This window comes from Crateriforma spongiae (assembly GCF_012290005.1).
Classification (GTDB): Bacteria; Planctomycetota; Planctomycetia; order Pirellulales; family Pirellulaceae; genus Crateriforma; species Crateriforma spongiae.
In genome coordinates this window covers 550,835-572,447 of the sequence record NZ_JAAXMS010000002.1, presented here as the reverse complement: position 1 = coordinate 572,447, position 21,613 = coordinate 550,835, and the positions used below count along the sequence as shown (strand labels likewise).

Annotated in this window: 18 protein-coding genes and 1 pseudogene; 7 read left to right on the top strand and 12 right to left on the bottom strand. The window is 58.9% G+C overall.

Features of this window, described 5'->3' with window-relative positions; translation table 11 throughout:
• Positions 1–20: 20 nt before the first annotated feature.
• From HFP54_RS06300 to aroF, 8 genes are all read right to left on the bottom strand, one after another.
• Positions 21–1,679, bottom strand: coding sequence for a putative manganese-dependent inorganic diphosphatase (locus tag HFP54_RS06300; RefSeq protein ID WP_146410498.1), 1,659 nt, complete (start codon positions 1,677–1,679; stop codon positions 21–23).
• 1 nt (position 1,680) lies between these two features.
• Entirely contained in the window at positions 1,681–2,244 is a 564-nt protein-coding gene (locus tag HFP54_RS06295; protein WP_168564467.1) for a flavoprotein, read from the bottom strand.
• Complete coding sequence (locus HFP54_RS06290) at positions 2,241–2,513, bottom strand: DNA-directed RNA polymerase subunit omega (RefSeq protein WP_145303472.1); 273 nt, start codon at positions 2,511–2,513, stop codon at positions 2,241–2,243. The genes HFP54_RS06295 and HFP54_RS06290 overlap by 4 nt, the downstream gene beginning before the upstream one ends.
• A 3-nt stretch (positions 2,514–2,516) precedes the next feature.
• A complete protein-coding gene (gene gmk, locus HFP54_RS06285; RefSeq protein WP_235951297.1) occupies positions 2,517–3,176 on the bottom strand; it encodes a guanylate kinase in 660 nt (219 codons plus the stop codon).
• Entirely contained in the window at positions 3,173–4,183 is a 1,011-nt protein-coding gene (locus HFP54_RS06280) for a YicC family protein (protein WP_168564466.1), read from the bottom strand. The genes gmk and HFP54_RS06280 overlap by 4 nt, the downstream gene beginning before the upstream one ends.
• 42 nt (positions 4,184–4,225) lie before the next feature.
• A complete protein-coding gene (gene secG / locus HFP54_RS06275; protein ID WP_168564465.1) occupies positions 4,226–4,822 on the bottom strand; it encodes a preprotein translocase subunit SecG in 597 nt (198 codons plus the stop codon).
• Between the two features lie 144 nt (positions 4,823–4,966).
• A complete protein-coding gene (tpiA, locus tag HFP54_RS06270) occupies positions 4,967–5,722 on the bottom strand; it encodes a triose-phosphate isomerase (RefSeq protein WP_146410502.1) in 756 nt (251 codons plus the stop codon).
• Positions 5,719–6,756: a 3-deoxy-7-phosphoheptulonate synthase gene (gene aroF / locus HFP54_RS06265; RefSeq protein WP_146410503.1), complete on the bottom strand. Its 1,038-nt coding sequence runs from the start codon at positions 6,754–6,756 to the stop codon at positions 5,719–5,721. Before aroF ends, tpiA begins: the two co-directional genes overlap by 4 nt.
• A 417-nt stretch (positions 6,757–7,173) precedes the next feature.
• On the opposite strand from aroF, the gene HFP54_RS06260 reads away from it, so the two are divergent.
• Positions 7,174–7,608, top strand: coding sequence for a GNAT family N-acetyltransferase (locus tag HFP54_RS06260; RefSeq protein ID WP_168564464.1), 435 nt, complete (start codon positions 7,174–7,176; stop codon positions 7,606–7,608).
• A 35-nt stretch (positions 7,609–7,643) separates the two neighbouring features.
• Here HFP54_RS06260 and HFP54_RS06255 read toward each other — a convergent pair whose 3' ends face one another.
• The 3 genes and pseudogenes from HFP54_RS06255 to HFP54_RS25940 all read right to left on the bottom strand — a co-directional run.
• Positions 7,644–8,063: an SseB family protein gene (locus HFP54_RS06255; RefSeq protein WP_145303456.1), complete on the bottom strand. Its 420-nt coding sequence runs from the start codon at positions 8,061–8,063 to the stop codon at positions 7,644–7,646.
• Positions 8,064–8,143: 80 nt separating this feature from the next.
• Positions 8,144–8,965, bottom strand: coding sequence for a TIGR00266 family protein (locus HFP54_RS06250; protein WP_261342634.1), 822 nt, complete (start codon positions 8,963–8,965; stop codon positions 8,144–8,146).
• A 144-nt stretch (positions 8,966–9,109) separates the two neighbouring features.
• Positions 9,110–9,199 (bottom strand): annotated as a pseudogene (locus HFP54_RS25940) (MJ0042-type zinc finger domain-containing protein); the annotation flags it as partial.
• Positions 9,200–9,646: 447 nt separating this feature from the next.
• On the opposite strand from HFP54_RS25940, the gene HFP54_RS26130 reads away from it, so the two are divergent.
• The 5 genes from HFP54_RS26130 to HFP54_RS06225 all read left to right on the top strand — a co-directional run bounded on the left by HFP54_RS26130 (position 9,647) and on the right by HFP54_RS06225 (position 17,971).
• Positions 9,647–11,014 (top strand): Gfo/Idh/MocA family protein, encoded by a 1,368-nt coding sequence (locus HFP54_RS26130; RefSeq protein WP_168564463.1) that lies wholly within the window; start codon positions 9,647–9,649, stop codon positions 11,012–11,014.
• 225 nt (positions 11,015–11,239) lie between these two features.
• The gene (locus HFP54_RS06240) at positions 11,240–12,550 is read left to right on the top strand and encodes an O-acetylhomoserine aminocarboxypropyltransferase/cysteine synthase family protein (protein ID WP_146410507.1); all 1,311 of its coding nucleotides are present in this window, start codon (positions 11,240–11,242) and stop codon (positions 12,548–12,550) included.
• Positions 12,551–12,651: 101 nt separating this feature from the next.
• On the top strand, positions 12,652–14,403 hold the full coding sequence (gene metX, locus HFP54_RS06235) for a homoserine O-acetyltransferase MetX (RefSeq protein WP_146410508.1): 1,752 nt from the start codon (positions 12,652–12,654) through the stop codon (positions 14,401–14,403).
• 81 nt (positions 14,404–14,484) lie between these two features.
• On the top strand, positions 14,485–15,822 hold the full coding sequence (locus tag HFP54_RS06230) for an MFS transporter (protein WP_168564462.1): 1,338 nt from the start codon (positions 14,485–14,487) through the stop codon (positions 15,820–15,822).
• A 73-nt stretch (positions 15,823–15,895) separates the two neighbouring features.
• The gene (locus HFP54_RS06225) at positions 15,896–17,971 is read left to right on the top strand and encodes a BPL-N domain-containing protein (RefSeq protein ID WP_168564461.1); all 2,076 of its coding nucleotides are present in this window, start codon (positions 15,896–15,898) and stop codon (positions 17,969–17,971) included.
• A 93-nt stretch (positions 17,972–18,064) separates the two neighbouring features.
• Here the strand turns inward: HFP54_RS06225 and HFP54_RS06220 are convergent, their stop codons facing one another.
• Positions 18,065–18,433, bottom strand: coding sequence for a hypothetical protein (locus HFP54_RS06220; protein ID WP_146410510.1), 369 nt, complete (start codon positions 18,431–18,433; stop codon positions 18,065–18,067).
• Between the two features lie 413 nt (positions 18,434–18,846).
• Between HFP54_RS06220 and HFP54_RS06215 the strand changes: the two genes are divergently transcribed.
• On the top strand, positions 18,847–21,588 hold the full coding sequence (locus HFP54_RS06215; RefSeq protein WP_168564460.1) for a cation-translocating P-type ATPase: 2,742 nt from the start codon (positions 18,847–18,849) through the stop codon (positions 21,586–21,588).
• The last annotated feature ends 25 nt before the right edge of the window (positions 21,589–21,613 follow it).

Sequence of the window (21,613 nt, the reverse complement as noted above, 5' to 3'; positions counted from 1 at the left end):
CCCACATCGCGGCCCATGGGTCAGTTCGGGGTGGCGGGAGCCGTTTCCAGCAAGCTGATGATCAACGGTAGTAACTGTTTCTTTCGGCTGACGACGTTCTTCAGTTCGTACAAGTTGTCTTCCAGTTGCGGATAATTGATTTCGTCCCATCCCTCCGGTTCATTGCTTAGCAACAGGAGCGAACCGTTGCTGGCGATGTCCGTGACCAACAGAGCCGAAAATTCGTAGCCATTTTCCGCCGCCATGGCTTCCAACGCGTCCGCCAATTCATCTTGTCGTTGCCAGAACAGGTCGAAGCCGATTTCTTCGATTTGGGAAATCGAAAACTGACGCCCGGCTTCTTCGAATTCCTTGCAGTCTTCGCGGACGACTTTCTCCGGCGTGCATGTGCGCAGTGCGGAACCGACTTGAAAGAATTCATCGGCGAATTCTTTCAAGTCCACATCACACAAGGATTGCAGCCAATCCAAGATTTCGCGATCGGCTTCGGTCGCGGTCGGAGACCTGAGGAACAGCGTGTCGCTGATGATGCCCGACGCCATGCAAAGCGCGACACCGGGGGTTGGATCGATTTGGGCGGTGCGAAACTTCTGGGCAACCAAGGTGCAAGTCGATCCGACCGGTTCCATAAAGAAACGCATCGGGCCACTGGATTTAAGAGATCCGCCCAGGCGGTGGTGGTCCAAGACTTCGACGATATCCGCCTCTTCCGCGCCGGCGACCGCTTGAGAAAGTTCGTTATGGTCCACCAAGACCAATTCCGGCTGGGGCGGGTTCACCAGGTCGCTTTTACTAAGCACACCGATCAGTTCGGGGCCTTCCAAGACCGGGAACACGCTTTGGGGTGACCGATAGATCTGGTTACGCGCCGTCGTCACGGGCAATTTGCCCGGCAGCGACATGAAATCACGATCGACCACTTCATCAATCAGACGCGCCGCTTTGATCCGCATGGTGGTGGTGGCGGTATCGAACGGGCTGCAAATCACCGTCACGCCACGTGCCTGGGCCAAGTGCAGCAAGCCGCTGGACAATTCATAGCCGCCGGTGACCACCAAGCCACGGACGCCCATTTCCAGAGCGGGCAATTGAATGGTCGGACGGTCGCCGCTGACGACCAGCAAACGCTCGGCGGGGAACTGTTTCATCCGATGGGTAAAACCTTCGGCGCTCATCGCACCGACGGTGACGATCAATTCGTCGTTTCGACCGGTATCAATCGAGTGCTGGAAACTGCCGCCAAGAACGCTGACGACCTTATCCAAGTTGGTTCGGACCTGTCGCGATTGGATCGGGTCGACACCGCCTTGGAACACCAGCTCCAAAAGGTCCAACAACGTGACCAAGCCGATCAGGTGTTTCGAATCGTCCAGCACCGGTATCGAACGGATGCCGTGATGGTTCATCCGCTGATAGACTTCGTAGAACACCTCGTCGGAACGGGCGCAGATGACATCGCGTTTACAGATGTCGCGCAGTTCCGGACGAACGTCCATCGTGATGCGAGGAGGCTGAAGTCCGGCTTTGCGAAGTGCAAATTCGGTCCGTTCATTTGGCGGGCCGCAGCTGCCGGCGACCGCGTCGGGACGCGTCGTCCGTTGAAGAAAATCGGCATAAGCGATCGCGCTGCAGATCGCATCGGTGTCCGGGTTGCGGTGCCCAAAGACGTGCAGTGTCATGTCAGTTTGTGTTCGTTTGTGCCAACAGGTCTTGGGCGGCTTGGACGATGGTTTCTGGTTCGGACATTCGTCCGGTGCCCGACGCACGGCAACTGAGCCATCCGGTTTCGGGGCCTACGAAATGACAGCCGTCGTCCCGCAAACGCTGAACGTTACGTTGGACAGCGGGTTTTTCCCACATGATGTCGCTCATCGCCGGCGCCAGCAGTACCGGTGCGGTGACTTGCAGATAGGTCGTGGAAATCAAATCGTCGGCGACCCCGACGGCAAACTTGGCCATCAAATTAGCAGTGGCCGGTGCGACCAACATCAAGTCGATCCCATCGGCCAATTCGATGTGGGGACCCAGCGGTCGGGAGTGCGGATCGATCGTATCGCCGGCGACGGCGGATCCCGATAGGGCGGCGAAGGTTGCCGGACCCACGAACCGGGTGGCCGATTCGGTCATGGCGACCCGAACCTGATGGCCGGCCTGGGACAGACGGCTGCAGACGGTCGCGACCTTGTATGCGGCGATACCGCCACCGACGGCCAACAGTACCGTCCGTGACGACGCAGGGGTCATAGGTCAGACGCTTCCAGATCCGGGCCTTCGGCCGCTGCGATCGCCGCGTTCAAATCGTCGACAGCCTGAACTTCGTTTTCCGTGTTCAGAACGATCTTGTCTTGCATGATTTCCTGCAAGACGATCGACATTTTGTCGTGAGTGTCCACGCTGACCAGAGCGCGGCTTCCCTGGTTCAGTTGGACCAGGCGTTTTTGGATCAGGGTGCTGAGTTTGAATCGGCCACCGACCTTGTTGACGATCTCTTCTTCTTTCAGTTCTTCAAGCATCGTTTAGCTACAGTATTCCTTTAGGATCTCACAGATTTCTTGGACCGAGTGATCGACCGACTCGTTGATGATTTCATGCCGATAGTGGTCGCTAAATTTCATTTCGCGGGCGGCCGTCTTCAGCCGAGCGACGACCTTTGTTTCGTCTTCGGTTCCGCGCGACCGGAGCCGTCGTTCCAGCTCATTCATGTCGCCGGGATGAATGAAAAAGCTGACCGGGTCCCACCGGGAATCCTGGAAAACGGCCAAAGCGCCCTGGACGTCGATTTCTAAAATTACCCAGCGACCGTGTTTTAGGCCAGTCGTTACTTCCGACCGAAGCGTCCCATAGTAGTGTCCCAGGCCGAAGACTTCCTTCCATTCCAGGAAATCGCCGGCGTCAATTCGACGTCGAAATTCGTCGCGATCCAAGAAGTGATAGTCGACCCCGTCCACTTCGCCCGGCCGCGGCGGTCGGGTGGTCGCCGAGACGCTCATCGCCAGCGGCAGGTCGCATTCCCGCATCAATCGGCGGAGAACGGTCGATTTGCCGGCGCCGCTGGGGCCCGAGATGACCACCAAACGTGCCACGGGATCGGTCGGGTTTCCAGGCGGTCGTTGTTGCCGCTTGCCCGATTCGATCGATTGGCGTTCGCCGTGGCACATGATTTCAGTCTGCGTCATTCGAGATTTTGAACCATTTCTCGCATTCGTTCCAAAGCACACTTCACCTCAACCACTTGAGCGGACACGTCCGCATTGGACGCCTTGCTGCCGATCGTGTTGGTTTCCCGCACCATTTCCTGGATGACGAAATCCAAACGGCGTCCTGCCGGTGAATGGGTGGGTGAATCTGGGCCGGCGGTCGACGATGACGTGGATGGATTTTGGTCTGCTAGTGAATCACCGCCCAACACCTGTCCAAACAACTTTAGGTGGCTTTCCAGTCGGGTGATTTCTTCGCTGATGTCGACGCGGTCCGCATAGATCTGGATCTCGCGTAGCAAATCGATTGAATCGATTTTTAGGTCATACGCATCGATGGCCGACCGTACCTTCGATTCCAAACGATCCCGGTACCGCTGAACCGTGTCGGGGACAAAGCCTTTGATGGTTTCGACGTGTCCGGCGATCCGGCCGAGGTCCGACGTCAGGCTGGCTGCCATTTCGGCCCCCTCACGCTGACGCATTTGATCCAATGCGTCGACCGCATGCCGAAGCGTGGTGTTGACCAAATCCCGAAGTGTGTGATCGACCCGGTCGGTCGGGCCGTCGGATATCAGGACGCCGGGCAACTGCATCAACCCCACCCAGTCGATGTCTTGGTCCACACCGCAATGGGTTTGCGCGTCCTTAATTTGTCGAAAGTACGACGACACGACGTCGGTGTTGACCTTCACCGCGGTCGACGTTTCTTTGGGACGCCACGTCAAATTGACGGTGAAGGATCCACGGTGGACCCATTTGCGAACGGTTGTTTCGACCGTCGCGGCCAAATCCGCCAACGAATCGGGGGTTCGCACACTGATTTTGATGCCGCGATTGTTGACCGAACGGATTTCGACGGTCACCGTCCCACAGTCGGCCGAGCATTGGGCGCGACCCTGCCCGGTCATGCTGCGGATTCCGGCGCCGGGCGTGTCCGCGGCGTTAGCGGTGGGGGCGAGACCGTCGGACTGGGCTGTCGTCATCAATCGCAATTGCCGTCGTGGACCAATCGGGCGGGTGGAGGCTTATTCGGCGGACGTGGTTTCGTCCGTCTCGGTCGATTCGTCGCCGTCTTGGGATCCCGCGTCGTCGCCGGTTGTCGCGTCGTCGGAGGCGGCTTCGTCGTCCGCCGCGGTCTCGGCGTTTGATTCCGTCGCTTGGTCATCGGCATCGGCCGGCGCGTCACCGCCGTCGGCGGGCGTCAGTTGCACGTTCTCGTTGGCCGAATCGCCGGCATCGTCGCCGACCGACAGGCCACCGAGTCCCAGCGAATCGCCGGTGGGGATGTTCAATCCGTCGGTCGTTTCGTCCGCATCATCGCCCGGTCCGCTGGAAACCGCCGGTGTGTTTTCGGCGACCGGCAATGTGTGGGTGCCCAGCAACCACATCGTGAACGCACAAGTGAAAGCCCAGACGGCGGCCACAACGACGGTGATCACGGTAAACGTGTCGCCCGCTTTGCTGCCAAATGCACTTTGACCGCCCGGTCCACCCAGGGCGCCGGTCAATCCGCCGCCACGGCCACGCTGGACCAGGACCAGCAGGATCAGGAACAGCGAAAGGAAAGCCATCAGGGTACCCAGCACGACGCCGGCGAAGCTTCCAAGGATCATCAGGTTCATGGGTTCAATCCGTTTCGATTCTGATTGCGTGCAAAGCGTCGACGGCCCGGGGGGCGGCGACGCGATTGATGCAGGAGGGCGGCCCGTGTTTCGACGCCGCGTTGGTCAAACGTTGCAAGCCGGCCCGGTCAGCTTGGTTGGGGGTCAGGAAGCGTTGATGATCGCCAGAAAATCGTCGACCTTCAGGCTGGCTCCGCCGACCAGTGCACCGTCGATGTTCGGCTGGGCCAGCAATTCGGCGGCGTTGCCCGGTTTGACGCTTCCGCCGTACTGGATGCGAATTTGTTCGGCGACTTCGCCCCCGAATTGCTTGGTCAACAACCCGCGAATGAAGACGTGGACTTCTTCGGCCTGTTCCTTGCTGGCCGTCTTGCCGGTGCCGATGGCCCAAACCGGTTCATAGGCGATCACGATTCCCGCGGCACGGGCTTCGTCCAGTCCGGCCAACGAGCCTTCGATTTGCTTGGCAATGACGTCTTCGGTCGTTCCCGATTCACGTTGTTCCAAGGTTTCACCGACGCAGACGATCGGGATCAGATTGCCCGCCAAGGCGGCATGCAGCTTGGTGGAAACGTCCTTGTCAGTTTCGCCCATCAATTGGCGACGTTCACTGTGGCCCAGAATGCAGTAACGGCAGCCGATGTCGGTCAACATGGCCGCGTTGACTTCCCCGGTAAAAGCGCCGTCGGATTCCGGATACAGGTTTTGAGCGCCAAGGCCGACCGAGGATCCGGCGACGACGCCGGCGACGGGGGCCAAGTAGACCGACGGCGGGCAAACCGCCACATCCACCGGCGGCGTATTGCCGACAGCGTCGACGATGCCTTTGGCCAGTGCGGCGGCCGATTCGGCCCGCATGTTCATTTTCCAGTTGCCAGCGATCAGGGTGCGGCGAGTCATGCCAGGGCCTCCGGGAGCGGTGAAATGGTCTTTTGAAACAGTTCGGCCAGCTGTCGCATTTGCTTGGCCAGTTCTTGGTATTGGTCGGGAAGCAGTGCTTGAGGCCCGTCGCTTTTGGCTTCTTCGGGACAGTCATGCACTTCGACGTGGACGCCATCGGCGCCGGCCGCGATGCCAGCCAAAGCACACGGCGGGATCAGGTCTGGCCGTCCGGTCGCGTGCGACGGGTCGACAATGATGGGCAGGTGCGTCAGGGCTTTGACCGCCGGGACGGCCGCCACGTCGAACAAGTTTCGGGTGATCGTATCGAAGCCTTTGATGCCGCGTTCGCAAAGCACGACGTTCGGGTTGCCCTGCGACAATACGTATTCGGCGCTCATCAACAGGTCTTTGATTGTCGCGCTCATACCGCGTTTCAACAGGACCGGACGCGACGTCCTGCCGACCTCGGTCAACAGCACAAAATTCTGCATGTTGCGGGCACCGACCTGCAGCATGTCGGCATACTTGGCGACCAATTCGACGTTGCGGGGATCGGTCACCTCGGTGACGATCGGCATGCCGTATTCGTCGCCGACTTCGCGAAGGATCTTCAGTCCGTCTTCGCCCAAGCCCTGGAACGCGTAGGGGCTGGTGCGGGGCTTGTAGGCACCGCCGCGAAACAGGTTCGCACCGGCGTCACGGACGGATTTGGCGATGCGGTGCATCCGGTCGGCGTCTTCGACGCTGCATGGGCCGGCGATCATGCCCAAATGGCCGCCACCGATTTGGACGCCCGAAACATTGACGACGCTGGGTTCGGGATGGGCTTCCAGGGAAGCCAACTTGTACGGCGGCAACACCGGGACGACTTCGCTGACGCCCGGGATCGATCGCAATCGTTCTTCGCTAAGCTTGGATTCGTCGCCGATGATGCCGACGATTGTGCGGTACGTTCCGCGGCTCAGGTGGGCTTTCAGGCCGAGCGATTCCACCTTTTCGATCACATGGTCGACCTGATCGTCGGTGGCTTTGCTTTGTAAAATCAGGATCACGTTTGGACAGACCGGCTAGGGTTGATACGGGGGCGGCAAAACAATCCGCGGCGTCAGGCTAGTCGCGTGGTTGCCGGCGTCGACCGCTCGGGACTTGGGAAAGGCCGAAAATCCTTGGCAAAACGGAAAGTCTGGCAATGTAGCAACCGGATATCCGAATCGTCGAGGCCAGTGGCACATTGCCGGCGTTGTCATTTTGGGCCGACGGGACTGATGCCCAGACGGACCGCCGGGTCACGTGGCCACAGCCAGCCGTTACAATCCGCTGCGCTCGATGCAGATCGGTCGCCCTGGTCATGCGGCCGCCGCCTGGTCAGGCACTGGCGTCGTCAGCGGCCGGGTCTTAGGCCGGGGCCTCCTGGAATTGAGCACGTCTTTCCGAACGCTCGCCTCTTGACGCATTGTGGAACCGGTCCGATGGAATTCGTGACGATCCAATGGTGCACGCCGCTTTATCAAGAAGCGTTGGACCTGCGCCACGAAGTCCTACGCAAGCCGCTGGGGATCAGTTTTTCCCCGGAAGATTTGGATGCCGAGCATTCCGATCGGCATTTCGGTGTGACCGTCGACGGCGTCCTGGTTGCCACCTTGTCGGCCCGACCGTTGGACGGTGGAGCGGTCAAGTTTCGTCAAATGGCGGTCGCCCCGGAGCATCAGAACAAGGGCATCGGCGCGTTCTTGATGCGGAATGCTGAGGAGTTGTTGGGGGATTCTGGTGTGCGATCGTTCCGGCTTCACGCCCGCGAAGAAGCAACGGGCTTTTATGAAAAGCTGGGCTATCAAAACGTCGATGCCTCCTTCGTCGAAGTCGGGATCCCGCACCAGGCGATGCAGAAACACGTCGGGGCTTAGCCGCCAATCCGACCTGCTACCGGACCGGCCATCGGCTAGGATGCGTCTTCGTCGACCGGTGGTCGCATCTGGTCCGCGATGTCGGCGTCGATCAGCTGCACATCGTCGGTTTCCGGGTTGATCAGGATCCCATAGTCGTCGGGCAGGTAATCCATCAGCAATTCGCCGCCCACGGTGAAGCCCTGGACCTCTTCGATATCCTCGAAGACATCGGCTTGTGCGTTGACGAATTGTTCGGCGTGGCTTTCGCTGCTGAAGACGACCAAAACATCTTGGTCCTCCAGTTCCGCGGTCAGCGCGCCGATCTCCTCGGAATCCTCCGGTTCATCCGGATCTTCCACGCTGATCAAAATGAATTCGGTGCCAGACAGGATCGATTGGATCCGTTGGACATCGCTGTCAGCGATCGCCGCGACGAAATCGGCGTAGGCATCGTCGGATAGTGGTGCAACCATAAACGCCAGATTAGGCTGGCGCCGGGAACCGATCAATCAGGGCGAAATGAACATTCGTCGCCGTCGACACGGCTGCTTGCTTAGTCGCCCATGAACATTTCACCCAGGCCGCCCAGCACGGTGCCTTCGCCCTTGCTGCTGCCGCTTCCGGCGCGGGGGATCGCCGATGCGACGCGTCCGGCCAGACGCGAAAACGGCAACGATTGCAGCCACACCGGGCCCGGCCCGACCACGGTGGCCATGAATAGGCCTTCGCCGCCCAAAAACGCGTTTTTCAGGCCACCGACGAACTCGATGTCGTACTGGACGGTTGGGCCGATCGCCATCAAGCAACCGGTATCCAGCCGCAGTTTTTCTCCGGCCGCCAGTTCGCGATACATCATGGTCCCACCGGCATGGACGATTGCGATGCCGTCGCCCCGCAACCGTTGCATGATGAATCCTTCGCCGCCGAACAGCCCGGCACCGATCTTCTTTTGGAACGCGATGTCGATTTGAATCCCTCGGGCCCCGCACAGAAACGCGTCCTTTTGGCAAATCAGTTCGCCGCCCAATTGGTCCAGGTGCATCGGAATCATGCGACCGGGGTAGGGGGCGCCAAAGGCAACCACCGCTCGCCCGCGTCCATGGTTGGTAAAGGTGGTCATGAACAGGGATTCGCCGGTCAGCACTCGTTTGCCGGCGGACATGGCCTTGGCCCAGAATCCGCCGCCTTGCTGGCCGGGGTCACCAAAGACGGTTTCCATCGTGATGCCGTCGGACATGAACATCAACGCGCCGGCTTCGGCGATCGTTTGTTCGCCCGGGTCCAAGGTGATTTCTACGTACTGCGTTTCGTGACCGAAGATTTCGTAGTCAATCGCGTCGGCGTTTCGCGACCCGTTGGCTTGGCCCCCACGCATGGTTGCTTCGGCCGATCCGATCTCGACCGAGCCGGCGCGGAATTCGTCATCGCCGTCGGTCGTCGAATTGGACATCGGGCCGGCGACGACCGCCGGAACGGGCTCGGTTCCCGCGCCCGACCCCGGACTCTGGACCTGAAAGGTCGCACCGCATGAACGACATTTGACCGTTCGGCCGATAAACGATTCGTCGACTTGGTATTGGTTGCCGCATTGGGGACAGTTGCAATTCATGGTCACTTCAAGGGGGCAAAGAAGGTAGGATGGGTGGTCGATCGTGTCGGCTGAAACGACTGTGCCAAACCAACCAAGGCGGATCCGCCATTCGGTTGGGGCGCGCCGAAGTTAGTGTTTAGTGTCGGCCGTGACGGACATTTGCGGCAAGATCATTGCCGTTGCGACAGCAAAACTTCACGCTGCCCCCGCGGAAACCCGTGTCGGGCGTTTCGATAATTCGATGGTGTTGTCCGTTTTGTCACATCATGTCGACGTCGCGGCGGTCTGTTCGAATCATGATGGGGCGCGTTCGTCCCGGGCGGCTCGGCCGGTTCGATTTCGAATTCCTTGCCTGACTCGATCGCCGGCTTTGTCGTCAAACCGCTCGATTCCAAAGGCTCCGCCGGACGTTCCCGTCCGATCTGATTTCGTCATCCCTTCCCTCCTGACACAGGTGCATCGCCCGTGACACGCCTTCGTCCCACCCGACGTGATTTCTTGAAAGCTTCCGCCGCGACCACCGCGGTGACGACGCCCTACTTCTATTCGCAACCGCGGTCGTTGGCCGATGAGACGGCATCGGCCAACAGTCGGATACCGATCGGTGTGATCGGCAGCGGCGGGATGGCGGGTGGCAACATGAAAGCCGCCAAGGACTGGCTGGACGTCGTCGCGATTTGTGACGCTGACAGCGATCGTGCGGCAAAGTTCAATGAAAGTCACAGCGGTGGAAAAGCCAAGATTTACACCGATTATCACGACATCCTGGCCGACGACAGTATTCCGCTGATTCACGTGGCCACACCGGACCACTGGCACACCAAACCGCTGATCGAAGCGATGTTGGCCGGCAAAGACGTCTACTGCGAAAAACCGCTGACGTTGACCATCGACGAAGGCAAACAAATTCGCAAAGTCCAGAAAGAAACGGGGCGTATCGTCCAGGTCGGCACACAGCAACGCAGCACGTTCAACCTGTTCGTCAAAGCAATGGCGATCGTGGCCGAAGGCCGGTTGGGCAAAATCAAACGTCTGGAGTGCGGCATCGGCGGGGCACCGTCCAGCCCATCAATTCCCGTTGCCGATGTGCCCGCCAATTTGGATTGGGATCGCTGGTTGGGACCTGCGCCGGAAACCGACTATCGGTTCCTGTCCACCGGCAAGGGGCGTCCGAACACGAACTGCCATTACGAGTTCCGGTGGTGGTACCAGTACAGCGGCGGCAAGTTGACCGATTGGGGCGCCCACCACGTCGACATCGCCAATTGGGCATTGAAGCTGAACGGCCAGACCGCCGGACCGACCGGCATCAGCGGTTCGGCCGATCACCCGGTCGATTTCGCCGATGGCGTTCCCCAACAGGACGACCGATACAACACGGCGACCAAGTTCGAGTTCACCGTCAGCTATCCCGATGGGGCAGAAATGGTGATCCGCAGCAATACCCGCAACGGGGTCCTGATCGAAGGCGAAAAAGGACGCATCTTCGTCAGCCGCCGCAACTTGGACGGGGCTCCCGTCGAAGCGCTCAAGGAAAACCCGCTGGCAGACGACACGATCGCCAAGGTTTACAAGAACCTGCCCATGGAACGCAATGAACGCCAAGCCCACTGGGCGAACTTCATTCATTGCCATCGCGAAGGCTTGGAACCCATCAGCGACGTACACAGCCACATGCAGATGCTGAATATTTGTCACTTGGCGGGGATTTCGGCCCGCTTGGGACGCGACCTGAAATGGGACGATTCGGCTGAACAGATCGTCGGTGACGACGAAGCCAATGCGATGCTGGCCCGCCCGTATCGCGAAGGCTACGAAATTCAAATGGGCTGATCCGCCGTCGTCTGCCCGGACGGAGTCACCGGTCTGGTCATCGCGCCGGCCGGTTTTCATCCCGGCGGCGGCTGGATATAGCTACCTCTCACATCGGTTCGTTGCTGGTATCATCACCTGCGACGAACCGTCCGCCCCGAAAAACGGTCCGGTGATTGATGCCGGAACCGACGGCCAAACGTTCGCTCTCTTTTATCCCCAACGCCTCCAGACCCAGCTTCGAATATGTCCGAACCGCAATATCGCGATGCGACGTTGGCGCTGCACGCCGGTCAACAGCCCGACCCCGCCACCAACAGCCGCGCGGTGCCGATCTATGCGACGACCAGTTACACGTTCAATGACACCGAACACGCCGCGGCGTTGTTCGGATTGACCGAGTTCGGAAACATCTACAGCCGGTTGATGAACCCGACCGTCGACGTTTTGGAGAAGCGTCTGGCGGCTTTGGACGGCGGCGTCACGGGCCTGTGTTTTGCCAGCGGCCAAGCGGCGATCACGGCTGCGATTTTGACGATCGCCCACAGCGGTCAAAACATCGTCAGCAGCACGTCGCTGTACGGCGGCACCTGGACGTTGTTCACGCAAACGTTGAAGAATCTGGGCGTCGAAGTCCGTTTCTTTGATCCGGGCAAACCGGAAACCATTCACGGCCTGGTCGATGAAAACACGCGACTGGTTTACATGGAATCGCTGGGCAACCCCAAGAACGATGTCCCCGATTTCAAAGCGATCGCCGATGCGGCCCACACCGCACCGCACGGCGCGATTCCGGTCATCTGTGACAACACCGTGATGACACCGATGTTGCTCAAGCCGATTCAGCACGGCATCGACATCGTCGTCTACAGCACGACCAAGTTCATCGGCGGCCATGGCACCAGTATCGGCGGTGCGATCGTCGACAGCGGAAACTTCAAATGGGCCGACCAGCCCGACAAATGGCCGGAATTCTGTGGCCCGTCCCCGTCGTACCACGGCGCGGTTTTCGAAGAACACCTGCGTCCGATGGGCAACATCGCCTACAACTTGCATATTCGCACCCACTGGTTGCGAGACACCGGGGCGGCGATGAACCCGTTCGCGGCTTTCTTGTTCTTGCAAGGTTTGGAAACGCTGCACCTGCGAATGCCGCGGCACTGCGAAAACGCCTTGGCTGTTGCCAAGTTCTTGGAATCCCACGACGGGGTCGATTGGGTCAATTACCCGGGACTGGAATCCAGTCCCCACCACGCCAACGCTCAAAAGTACTTGGCCGATGGCCAAGGCGCGATCCTGGGCTTCGGCATCAAGGGCGGACTGGAAGCGGGCAAGAAGTTCATCAATGCGTGCAAGCTGTGTTCGCACTTGGCCAATATCGGCGATGCAAAAACGCTGGTCATTCACCCCGCCAGCACGACTCACCAACAGCTGTCCGAAAGCGAACAGTCCAGCGCGGGCGTGACGCCGGAGTACATCCGGGTCAGCGTGGGGATCGAGGATGCCCAGGACATCATCGACGACTTGAAGCAAGCTTTGGCCGTCGCGACGGCTTGATCGATGACGTTTTTCGTCGGATGATCCTTCGCCGGATGTGTGGCAACGACCGCCCGTCCGGTGACGACCGTCCGACCGAATTCCCATAGCGTTTCAAGCCCATGCGATTTCAAAGCACCGATGATCTCCGCAGCGACGGCCCGCTGCGGTACGCCCAATCGGTCGACTTTGATCAACCACTGGCGCTGGAGCTCGGTGGTTCGCTTCCGCATGTCCGTTGTGCCTATGAAACGTGGGGCATGCTGAACGACGATGCCTCCAACGCGATTCTGGTCTGTCACGCGATCAGCGGTGATTCGCACGCGGCGCGGCATGACGATGACGACGCGCCGGGTTGGTGGGACGCTTTGATCGGACCGGGAAAACCGATCGATACCGATCGTTTCTTTGTCGTTTGTCCGAACGTTCTGGGCGGCTGTCGCGGGACGACCGGTCCGGGGGATCTGGATCCCGCCACCAAACGCCCCTACGGCGCCGACTTTCCACGCATCACCATCGGGGACATGGTGGCGGTGCAGCGACGCTTGGCCGATCATTTGGGGATCAACCGATGGAAAGCCGTGGTGGGCGGATCCCTGGGCGGCCACCAAGTATTGACCTGGGTGACACGGTATCCCGATTCGGCTGAAACCTGCATTGCGATCGCCACGTCGCCACGATTGACGTCCCAGGCGCTGGGGTTCGACGTGGTCGGACGCAATGCGATCCAATCGGATCCCCATTTCGCCGACGGCCAATACTACGACCGCCCCAGTCGTCCCGACACGGGGTTGGCAATCGCACGGATGTTGGGCCACATCACATATTTGTCCAGCCAAGCGATGGACGCCAAGTTTGATCCGGATCGCCATGACCCGCGTCAGATTGCGTCGGATTTTGAGCAGCGTTTCAGCGTCGGTTCTTACTTGGCCCATCAAGGCCAAAAATTTGTCACCCGGTTTGACGCCAACAGTTACATCACGCTGACCATGGCGATGGATCTGTTTGATTTGGGCGACACGCGATTGAAGCTGATGGAGCGGTTTGACGATTCGGATTGCAACTATCTGGTCGTCAGTTTCAGCAGCGATTGGTTGTTCACGCCACAACAGTCACGGGACATCGTCAACGCGTTGACGGCGCTGGATCACGAGGTCACCTACGCCGAGATCACCACCGACGCCGGGCACGATGCGTTTTTGATCGAATCGGATATCGACCAATATGGTCCATTGGTGCGTGCGAAGCTTGGTGACATCGATACCAGTCGTCCGCCGCTCAAACCGGCCGACGAAGCCATCTTGGAATTGATTCCCGATGACGCTTCGGTGTTGGATTTGGGTTGCGGCAGCGGGCGATTGTTGTCCGCGCTGGCGACCCGCGGTCGCCGAAGATTGATGGGAGTGGAAGTCGCCCAGGCGAAAATCTTGGCGGCGGCCGCGCGTGGTTTGGACGTGATCGATTACGACCTGAACAAAGGTTTGCCTGCGTTCATCGACAACCAGTTCGACTTCGTGGTGTTGAATTCAACGCTGCAAGCGGTGGAGAACGTCGAATCACTGTTCGACGAAATGATGCGTGTCGGGCGTCACGCCGTGTTAAGTTTTCCAAACTTTGCGTTTCGCGAACTGCGTGACCATTACGTCCGCCAAGGGCGTTCGCCAAAATCGCAGGGCGAATTCAACCACGACTGGTTCAACACGCCCAATCGACGATTCCCTAGCATCGCGGACGTGCTGGAATTTTGTCAGCGTCGCGGCGTGACGGTGAACGACGCGGTTTATTTGGACACCACACGCGGAACCAAAGTCAGCGATGATGACGACCCGAATTTGAACGCCGACGTCGCCGTGATACTTTTGAGCGCCGTCTGATCCAGCCGATGGCGTCTATTGGGATGGAACCTTCACACAGCGACTGATTCTCCACAGCTGATTCAAGGGAATGCACAACCGATGAAATCTGACTCGCTAGCCACCCGCAGTTTCGTCGGATTCTTGGTGACGCAGTTCTTTGGTGCGTTCAACGACAACCTGTTCAAGCAGTTGTTGCTGTTGTTGGCGGTGCCGTCGGCGGCGGCGATCGCGGCCGGTCAAGCGAAGGGCCCCGATCTGCAGGGAATCGCCACGGTCGTCTTTGGATTGCCGTTCGTCTTTGCCGGTGGCTTGGCCGGGTTTTGGGCGGACAAATTCAATAAACGCACGATCATCATCGGCAGCAAAATGGCCGAGATTGTCGTCATGGCGTTGGGCATGATCGCGTTTTGGGCGGTCCCCTATGTCGGCTTTTACGGTTTGTGGGCGGTCTTGTTTTTGATGGGCCTGCAAAGCACTTTTTTCGGTCCAGGAAAGTATGGCATCCTGCCGGAGATGTTGGAAAAACGGCAGTTGCCCCGCGCCAACGGTCTGGTTTTGATGACCACATTTGTTGCGATCATCATCGGAACCGCTGCGGCGGGGCCGCTGAAAGATGCTTTGGTGGATCCCGATATCCCCGGCGTTCGCGCGGCCCAAAAGTTGTGGATCGGATCGTTCGTTTGCATCGGCATCGCAATCTTGGGAACGATTTCCAGTTTGTTCATCGCGCGAGTCCCGGTCGCCGATCCGGATCTGAAACTGAAGGCCGAGTATTTGACGGTCCCCAAACCGATGCGGCGATTGTTGTTGGACGACAAGCCGCTGTTGTGGGCACTGCTCGCGTCGTGTGTGTTTTGGTTGATCGCGGGGCTGACCATTCAAGCGGTCAATTCGTTGGGCAAAACACAACTGGGACTGTCCGATACAAACACCAGTTTGATGGTGTCACTGATCAGTGTTGGTATCGCCATCGGTGGTGTGGTCGCCGGATGGCTGACACGAAAGACGTCGGCGCGAACGGTGCTGCACATCGGGTGTTGGGGGGTGGTCTTGTTCTGTGTGTTGTTGGCGATCACGGTTCCGGGGCGAGGGCATTTGTTGGGGTTTCCCGGCAGCATTCCCGCCCTGATGTTGCTGGGGGCGTCGGCGGCATTCTTTGCGATTCCCATCCAAGTTTTTCTTCAATCGCGTCCGCCGGATGAGCTGAAGGGACGGATGATTGCGGTGATGAACCAAGCGAACTTCATCGCCATTGTCGGTTCGGGTGTCCTGTACCAGATCATGGACTTGGTGATCAGCCAGGCCGATTGGCCACGCAGTAGTGTGTTCGCAGCGATGGCGGTCTTGTTTGTTCCGGTGGCGATCGTTTACCGGCTGGACGACAGCGATGACGCCGTGCCGAGCGGACCCGACGGGATTCCAGAAACGGCGGTTTAGCCCATCGAGCGGCGCCGGGCGGTTAACATCAAGTGGCACGCCTGCTTTCAGTGAACCACTGGAGAACCCCGCCATGCCCACGCCCGCCCTGATTGATGATCGACGCGCTGATCACGTGACGAATCCCGTTCAACGTTTCACCGCAGGGCGTCTTTGGCTGACGATCGTTGTCGGTGTGTCATCGTTGGTGGTGACCTCTGCAACGGTTCTGCACGGGTGCACCACCGCGGTGATCAGCGGCCGTGTGACGCCGGACGGACGTCCGCTGTTGTGGAAGAATCGAGACACAACCTCCAGCGTTCACAACGAAGTCGTCGTCATCGACGATGGGCCGCTGCGGGCAATCGGCGTGATCAACGCCGGTCAAGATACGTCGGTCTGGATGGGAATGAACGAGGCGGGTTTCTGTATCGAAAACTCACTCAGTTTGGATCTCCGCGACGATGACGATCAACGCAAGGGGCTGGGCAACGGCGCGTTGATGAAAAAGGCACTGCAGTCTTGCCGCAAGGTGGAAGATTTTCGACGTTTGTTGGAACAGACCAATGCGACCGGACGCAGCACCGCGGCGAATTTCGGCGTCATCGATGCCTCCGGTGGTGCATCGGTCTTTGAAACCGGCCCGAACCAGTTTCAAGAGTTCGACATCAATGATCCCGTCGTGGCGCCGGACGGTTTTCTTGTGCGGACCAACTTTGCAACCACGGCAAAGGCTTTGCCGGCCGATCCCGACGCGGATTCGCTGACGGATGTGTACTCCGGTGTAAGGTATTGTCGTGCCGATGACCTGTTGTCAAAAGCAACGGATTCCGGCGGCACGATTGATTTGCGGTTCGTCTTGCGTCATCTGGCCCGCGATATGGCGGACACCAATGGCGTTGGTTTTCCAGGAACGATTAACGGACAAGCGGGGCCGCTGCCTCCGGTGATTCCAATCGACAAGACGATCAGCCGGCGTACCACGGTCTCGGCGGTGGTGTTCCATGGGGTTCAAAAAGACGAACCCTGTGAATCGACCACCATGTGGACCATTTTGGGTGATCCCAAGTACTCGATCGCTGTACCGGTGGAGATGCGTTGTCGCGTGATCGCCGATCCACTGGAAGGTTCACGTGGCGGCGAGATCGGAGAGATCGCGTTGACGCTTCGCGATTGGACGCTGACCAAAGATCGGCATTCGATTCATACCCACGCGTTGCCCGGGATTTGGGCCGATCTGTGGCCCATCGAAGATCAGCTGATTCGACAAAACTTGGAACACCGTGATCGAATGCTCGATACGCCAGGATCAGCGCTCCAGGCGTCCCATTCCCAACACGAGCGATTAGCCGCCAAAGCCTACACGGCGATGCGACAGGAATTGGTGCAAGCCAAACAGGCGGCCTTGCAGCACGCCACGAAGCCGGACGAATCGGAATCGCTGGTGCCGCAATCGCGTCGTGCCGCCGGATCAGACGGTGTGATTCACGTCGCGATCTATGACCACGCCGAAAGCGTTCATCGACGTACCAAAACGTTGTTGTCTGTTTTGACCAGCGATCACGGTTTCCAGTGCGATCGGGTCAGTCCGGGAGACATTCGCGACGGCGTTTTGTCAGGTTATGACGTGCTCGTGATGCCGGGCGGATCGGCCAGCGGCCAGTCCAAAAAACTGCAGGACCAGGGGCGTGAACAGATCCGTCGTTTTGTTGATTCCGGGGGCGGTTATCTGGGAATCTGCGCCGGTGCCTATCTGGCCACGGCGCACTACGATTGGTCGTTGGGGCTGATCGATGCGCGGGTTTGGGATCGCATCCACTGGGCGCGAGGCAACGGGCCGGTGACCGTGTCGTTAAGCGAAATGGGCCAGCAGTGTTTGGGCATCTCGGATTCGCGGGTGGATGTTGACTATGCCCAGGGCCCCTTGCTGGTTCCCGGTCGTTATGACCATCTGCCGGACTACAACGTCATTGCCAAGTTTCAAACAGCCGTGGCACAAAAGGGGGCACACGAAGACGCCATGGCGGGCACGCACGCGGTGATTCATGGCGAATTTGGTGACGGCCAGGTCGTCTGCATCAGTCCGCACCCGGAATTTCCAGGGGGGCCCAACCAAATGGTTCGTGCCGCGGTTCGGTTAGTCGCGGGGGATACCGAGGACGATGACTGAGATCACGAATGCAGGTTGCATCGTGCGGTGAATCGTCGCGATGGTCGCAGTGTTGCGTGGCGTTTTCACCGCGTGGTTTCAGCATCACGTGGATCAAGTTCGCTGCCAACGTTCCAGAACGTCCGGCAACGGGTATTGCGTCACGTCGCGATCGCCCGCCCAAGTATTGATTTCATGTAAGCGTCGATAGCCTGCGGTAACGCGTTGTGTGCGTTCGTCGCAGAACGTCGGGTCCAATTGCCGCCGATCCATCGGGCCGGCCACTTCGACCACTTGGAATCGATCATCCGCGATGAATTGAGCCAAGACGGGATTGCATCGAAGATGTCGTTCGGGCGTCGTGTGAAGAACCTCGGGATCGATTTCGCCGATCACGTATCGAAGGTAAAGGTCGCTATCGACGATGGACGTGACGTCTTCACCACAGACTTCGCATCGATAACCTTCGTCGCATTTTGCCATCGGTTCTATTTCAAGGTGATTGTTTCGAGCGTGCCGAAATCGGGTTGCTGTGATTGCGTCGCACACACGCTTGGCTATTCGCCAGTGTCGCCAAAACCTGTTTCTTGGAAATGACGGTCACCCGGCAGCAATGTGATCGAGTGAGGGAAGTCACTCAATCTGAGGCATTCGCGCCGTTACGGGTTCGAATCACAAGCGGATTCGTCGGGTGTTCAACGCCAGTCACAGATGGACAGCAATGATCCCCGGCCGAGATTTGAACGACCGTTGCGACGAAGCGCACAAGGCCAACGAACGCAACGGCAAAGTGTACCATCGACGACGGGGCGGTCGCCGTTGGCACCCATTTCCGCAAACCAATTTCAGAATCCAGGTCTGCTTTGAAAACCTAGACCCCGCAAGAAGGTAGGTCGATGACGAAGCCGCAAACCGACATTTGGTATGACCATTCTGCCGATCAGGTTGCCCAGCGTTTGGAGACGGATTTCCGTGAAGGCTTGGGGCTCTTGGAAGTCGGACGCCGGCAAAGTCGTTTCGGTCCCAACCAATTGACGCAGAAGGCGGCCGATGGTTGGCCCGTGATTCTGCTGCGACAGTTCCAACAGCCTCTGGTGTACATCTTGTTGGGCGCCGTCGTGCTGACGCTGGTCATGCGCGAATGGGCCGATGCCGCGGTGATCTTGGCCGTTGTATTGGTCAATGCTTCGATCGGTTTTGTCCAAGAAGCCAAAGCGTTGAAAGCCATCGACGCTCTCAGCCAGTCGCTGCAGACCATGGCCAACGTGATTCGTGGTGGCCAACCCGCGACCGTCGATGCCAGTGAATTGGTTCCCGGTGATGTGGTTCAGTTGCAATCCGGTGACCGTGTCCCCGCTGATTTGCGTCTGGTGGAAACGAAAGACCTGCAGATCGATGAATCCGCATTGACCGGCGAATCCGTTCCGGTCGAAAAACAGACCTCGGCTTTACCGGCCGGAACCGTTTTGGCCGAACGGACCAACGTCGCCTATTCCACGACACTAGTGACTTATGGGACGGCAACGGGCATCGTGGTTGCGACCGGTGACCGAACCGAGATCGGACACATCAACGAATTGATCGCTTCGGCCGATGTGTTGGAGACTCCACTGGTCCGCCGGATCAATGAGCTGAGTCATTTGTTGCTAAAGGTGATCTTGGTTTTGGCGGTGTTGGTTGCCGTCGCCGGCGTGATCCGTGGTGCCAAGCCTGTCGACGTCCTGTTGTCAGCGGTGGCGTTGGCGGTGGGGGCAATTCCCGAAGGCTTGCCCGCGGTGGTGACCGCGACTTTGGCCCTGGGCGTCGCACGTCTGGCCAGCCGACGAGCGATCGTTCGCAAGTTGCCCGCGGTCGAAACGCTGGGCAGCACTTCGGTGATCTGTTCTGACAAGACAGGAACGTTGACACAGAACCAGATGACGGTTCGCAATCTGTGGGCCGATGACAGGCTGTTCACGGCGACCGGTTCTGGCTACTCACCCGAGGGGCGGTTGATGCCAGGTGCGGAAGGCGATGCAGGCACCGGCGAACCCGATTCGTTGGATCTGGATGATCAGCCCGTCTTGGCGGAATTGATGCGCGCCGGCCTGTTGTGCAACGATGCACGATTGAATCAAGACGGCGATGGGAATTGGCAGGTCGAAGGGGATCCGACCGAAGCTGCGTTACTGGTATCGGCCGCAAAAGGCCGACTGGAACGTCAACAGCAACAACAGCGCCGTCCACGCTTGGATGTTGTGCCCTTCGAATCCCAGCACCAGTACATGGCCACGCTGCATCAGGCAGACAATGAAACCATTGTCTATCTGAAGGGATCGGTCGAACGGGTCTTGGCCCGATGTGATACGACCTACAGTGGCCGACCAGTCGACGTTGATTCCATCGAACGACAAGTCGATGCCTTGGCATCCAAAGGCCAGCGTGTACTGGCTTTTGCGATCAAACGTTTTCCGGCGGACACGCGATCGCTGGGCCATGATGATTTGACCGATGGGATGCAGTGGCTGGGCCTGCAGGGCATGATCGATCCGCCCCGTCCCGAAGCCATCAAAGCCGTGGCGGCGTGCCAGCAAGCTGGGATTCGCGTCAAGATGATCACCGGTGACCACGTGGGCACCGCCAAAGCGATCGCCGGGCAACTGGGCTTGAACGGAAAACGAAACGAGGGGGAATTGGTCGGGCTGACCGGTGCGGAACTGGAAGGCATGCGCGATCATGACTTGATCGCCACCGTTGAAGACGTCTGTGTGTTTGCCAGAGTTTCACCCGCACAAAAACTGCGATTGGTCGAGGCCCTTCAATCGCTTGGACACGTCACCGCCATGACCGGTGACGGCGTGAATGATGCGCCCGCACTTCGCCAAGCCAACATCGGCGTTGCGATGGGGATCACCGGCACCGAGGTCACCAAAGAATCCGCCGACATGATTCTGACCGATGACAACTTTGCATCCATCGAAGCGGCGGTGGAGGAAGGTCGCGGAATCTATGACAACTTGATCAAGTTCATCGCTTGGACGCTGCCGACGAATCTCGGCGAGGCCGGAATCATCTTGGTCGCGACGTTGTTGGGATTGCAGTTGCCCATCACGCCGCTACAGATTCTGTGGATCAACATGTCGACCGCGGTCTTGTTGGGTGCCACCCTGGCGTTTGAACCCAAGGAAGCGGATGTTATGACCCGGCCACCAAGACGCCAAGACGAAGGCATTTTGACGGGGCCGCTGATTTGGCGAACCATGTGGGTCGGCGGCGTACTGGTCCTGGCCACGTATTTCGTTTTTGCCTTCAAGAAATCATTGGGCGTCGATATGGATGCGGCGCGGACCGCCGCGGTGAATGTCATTGTCATGGGCCAAGCGTTTTATCTGCTGAACTGCCGATCGCTTCATTATTCGATCTTTCGTATCGGGCCGTTCCGAAACCCGCTGTTGTGGGCCGGCATCCTGGCGATGATCGGATTGCAACTGGCGTTCACATACTTGCCCTTCATGAACCAAGTGTTTGAATCTGCACCGACGACGTGGCGTCCCTGGGCACTGGCCGTCGCGGCCGGACTGTTGCTGCACGTGCTTGCCGAGCTGGACAAGTTGCGTCAACGGTTCGCAGCGACGAAATCGTCCGGCTCGAACGTGTGAATTTCAAAACCGGCGTGCGAAGACA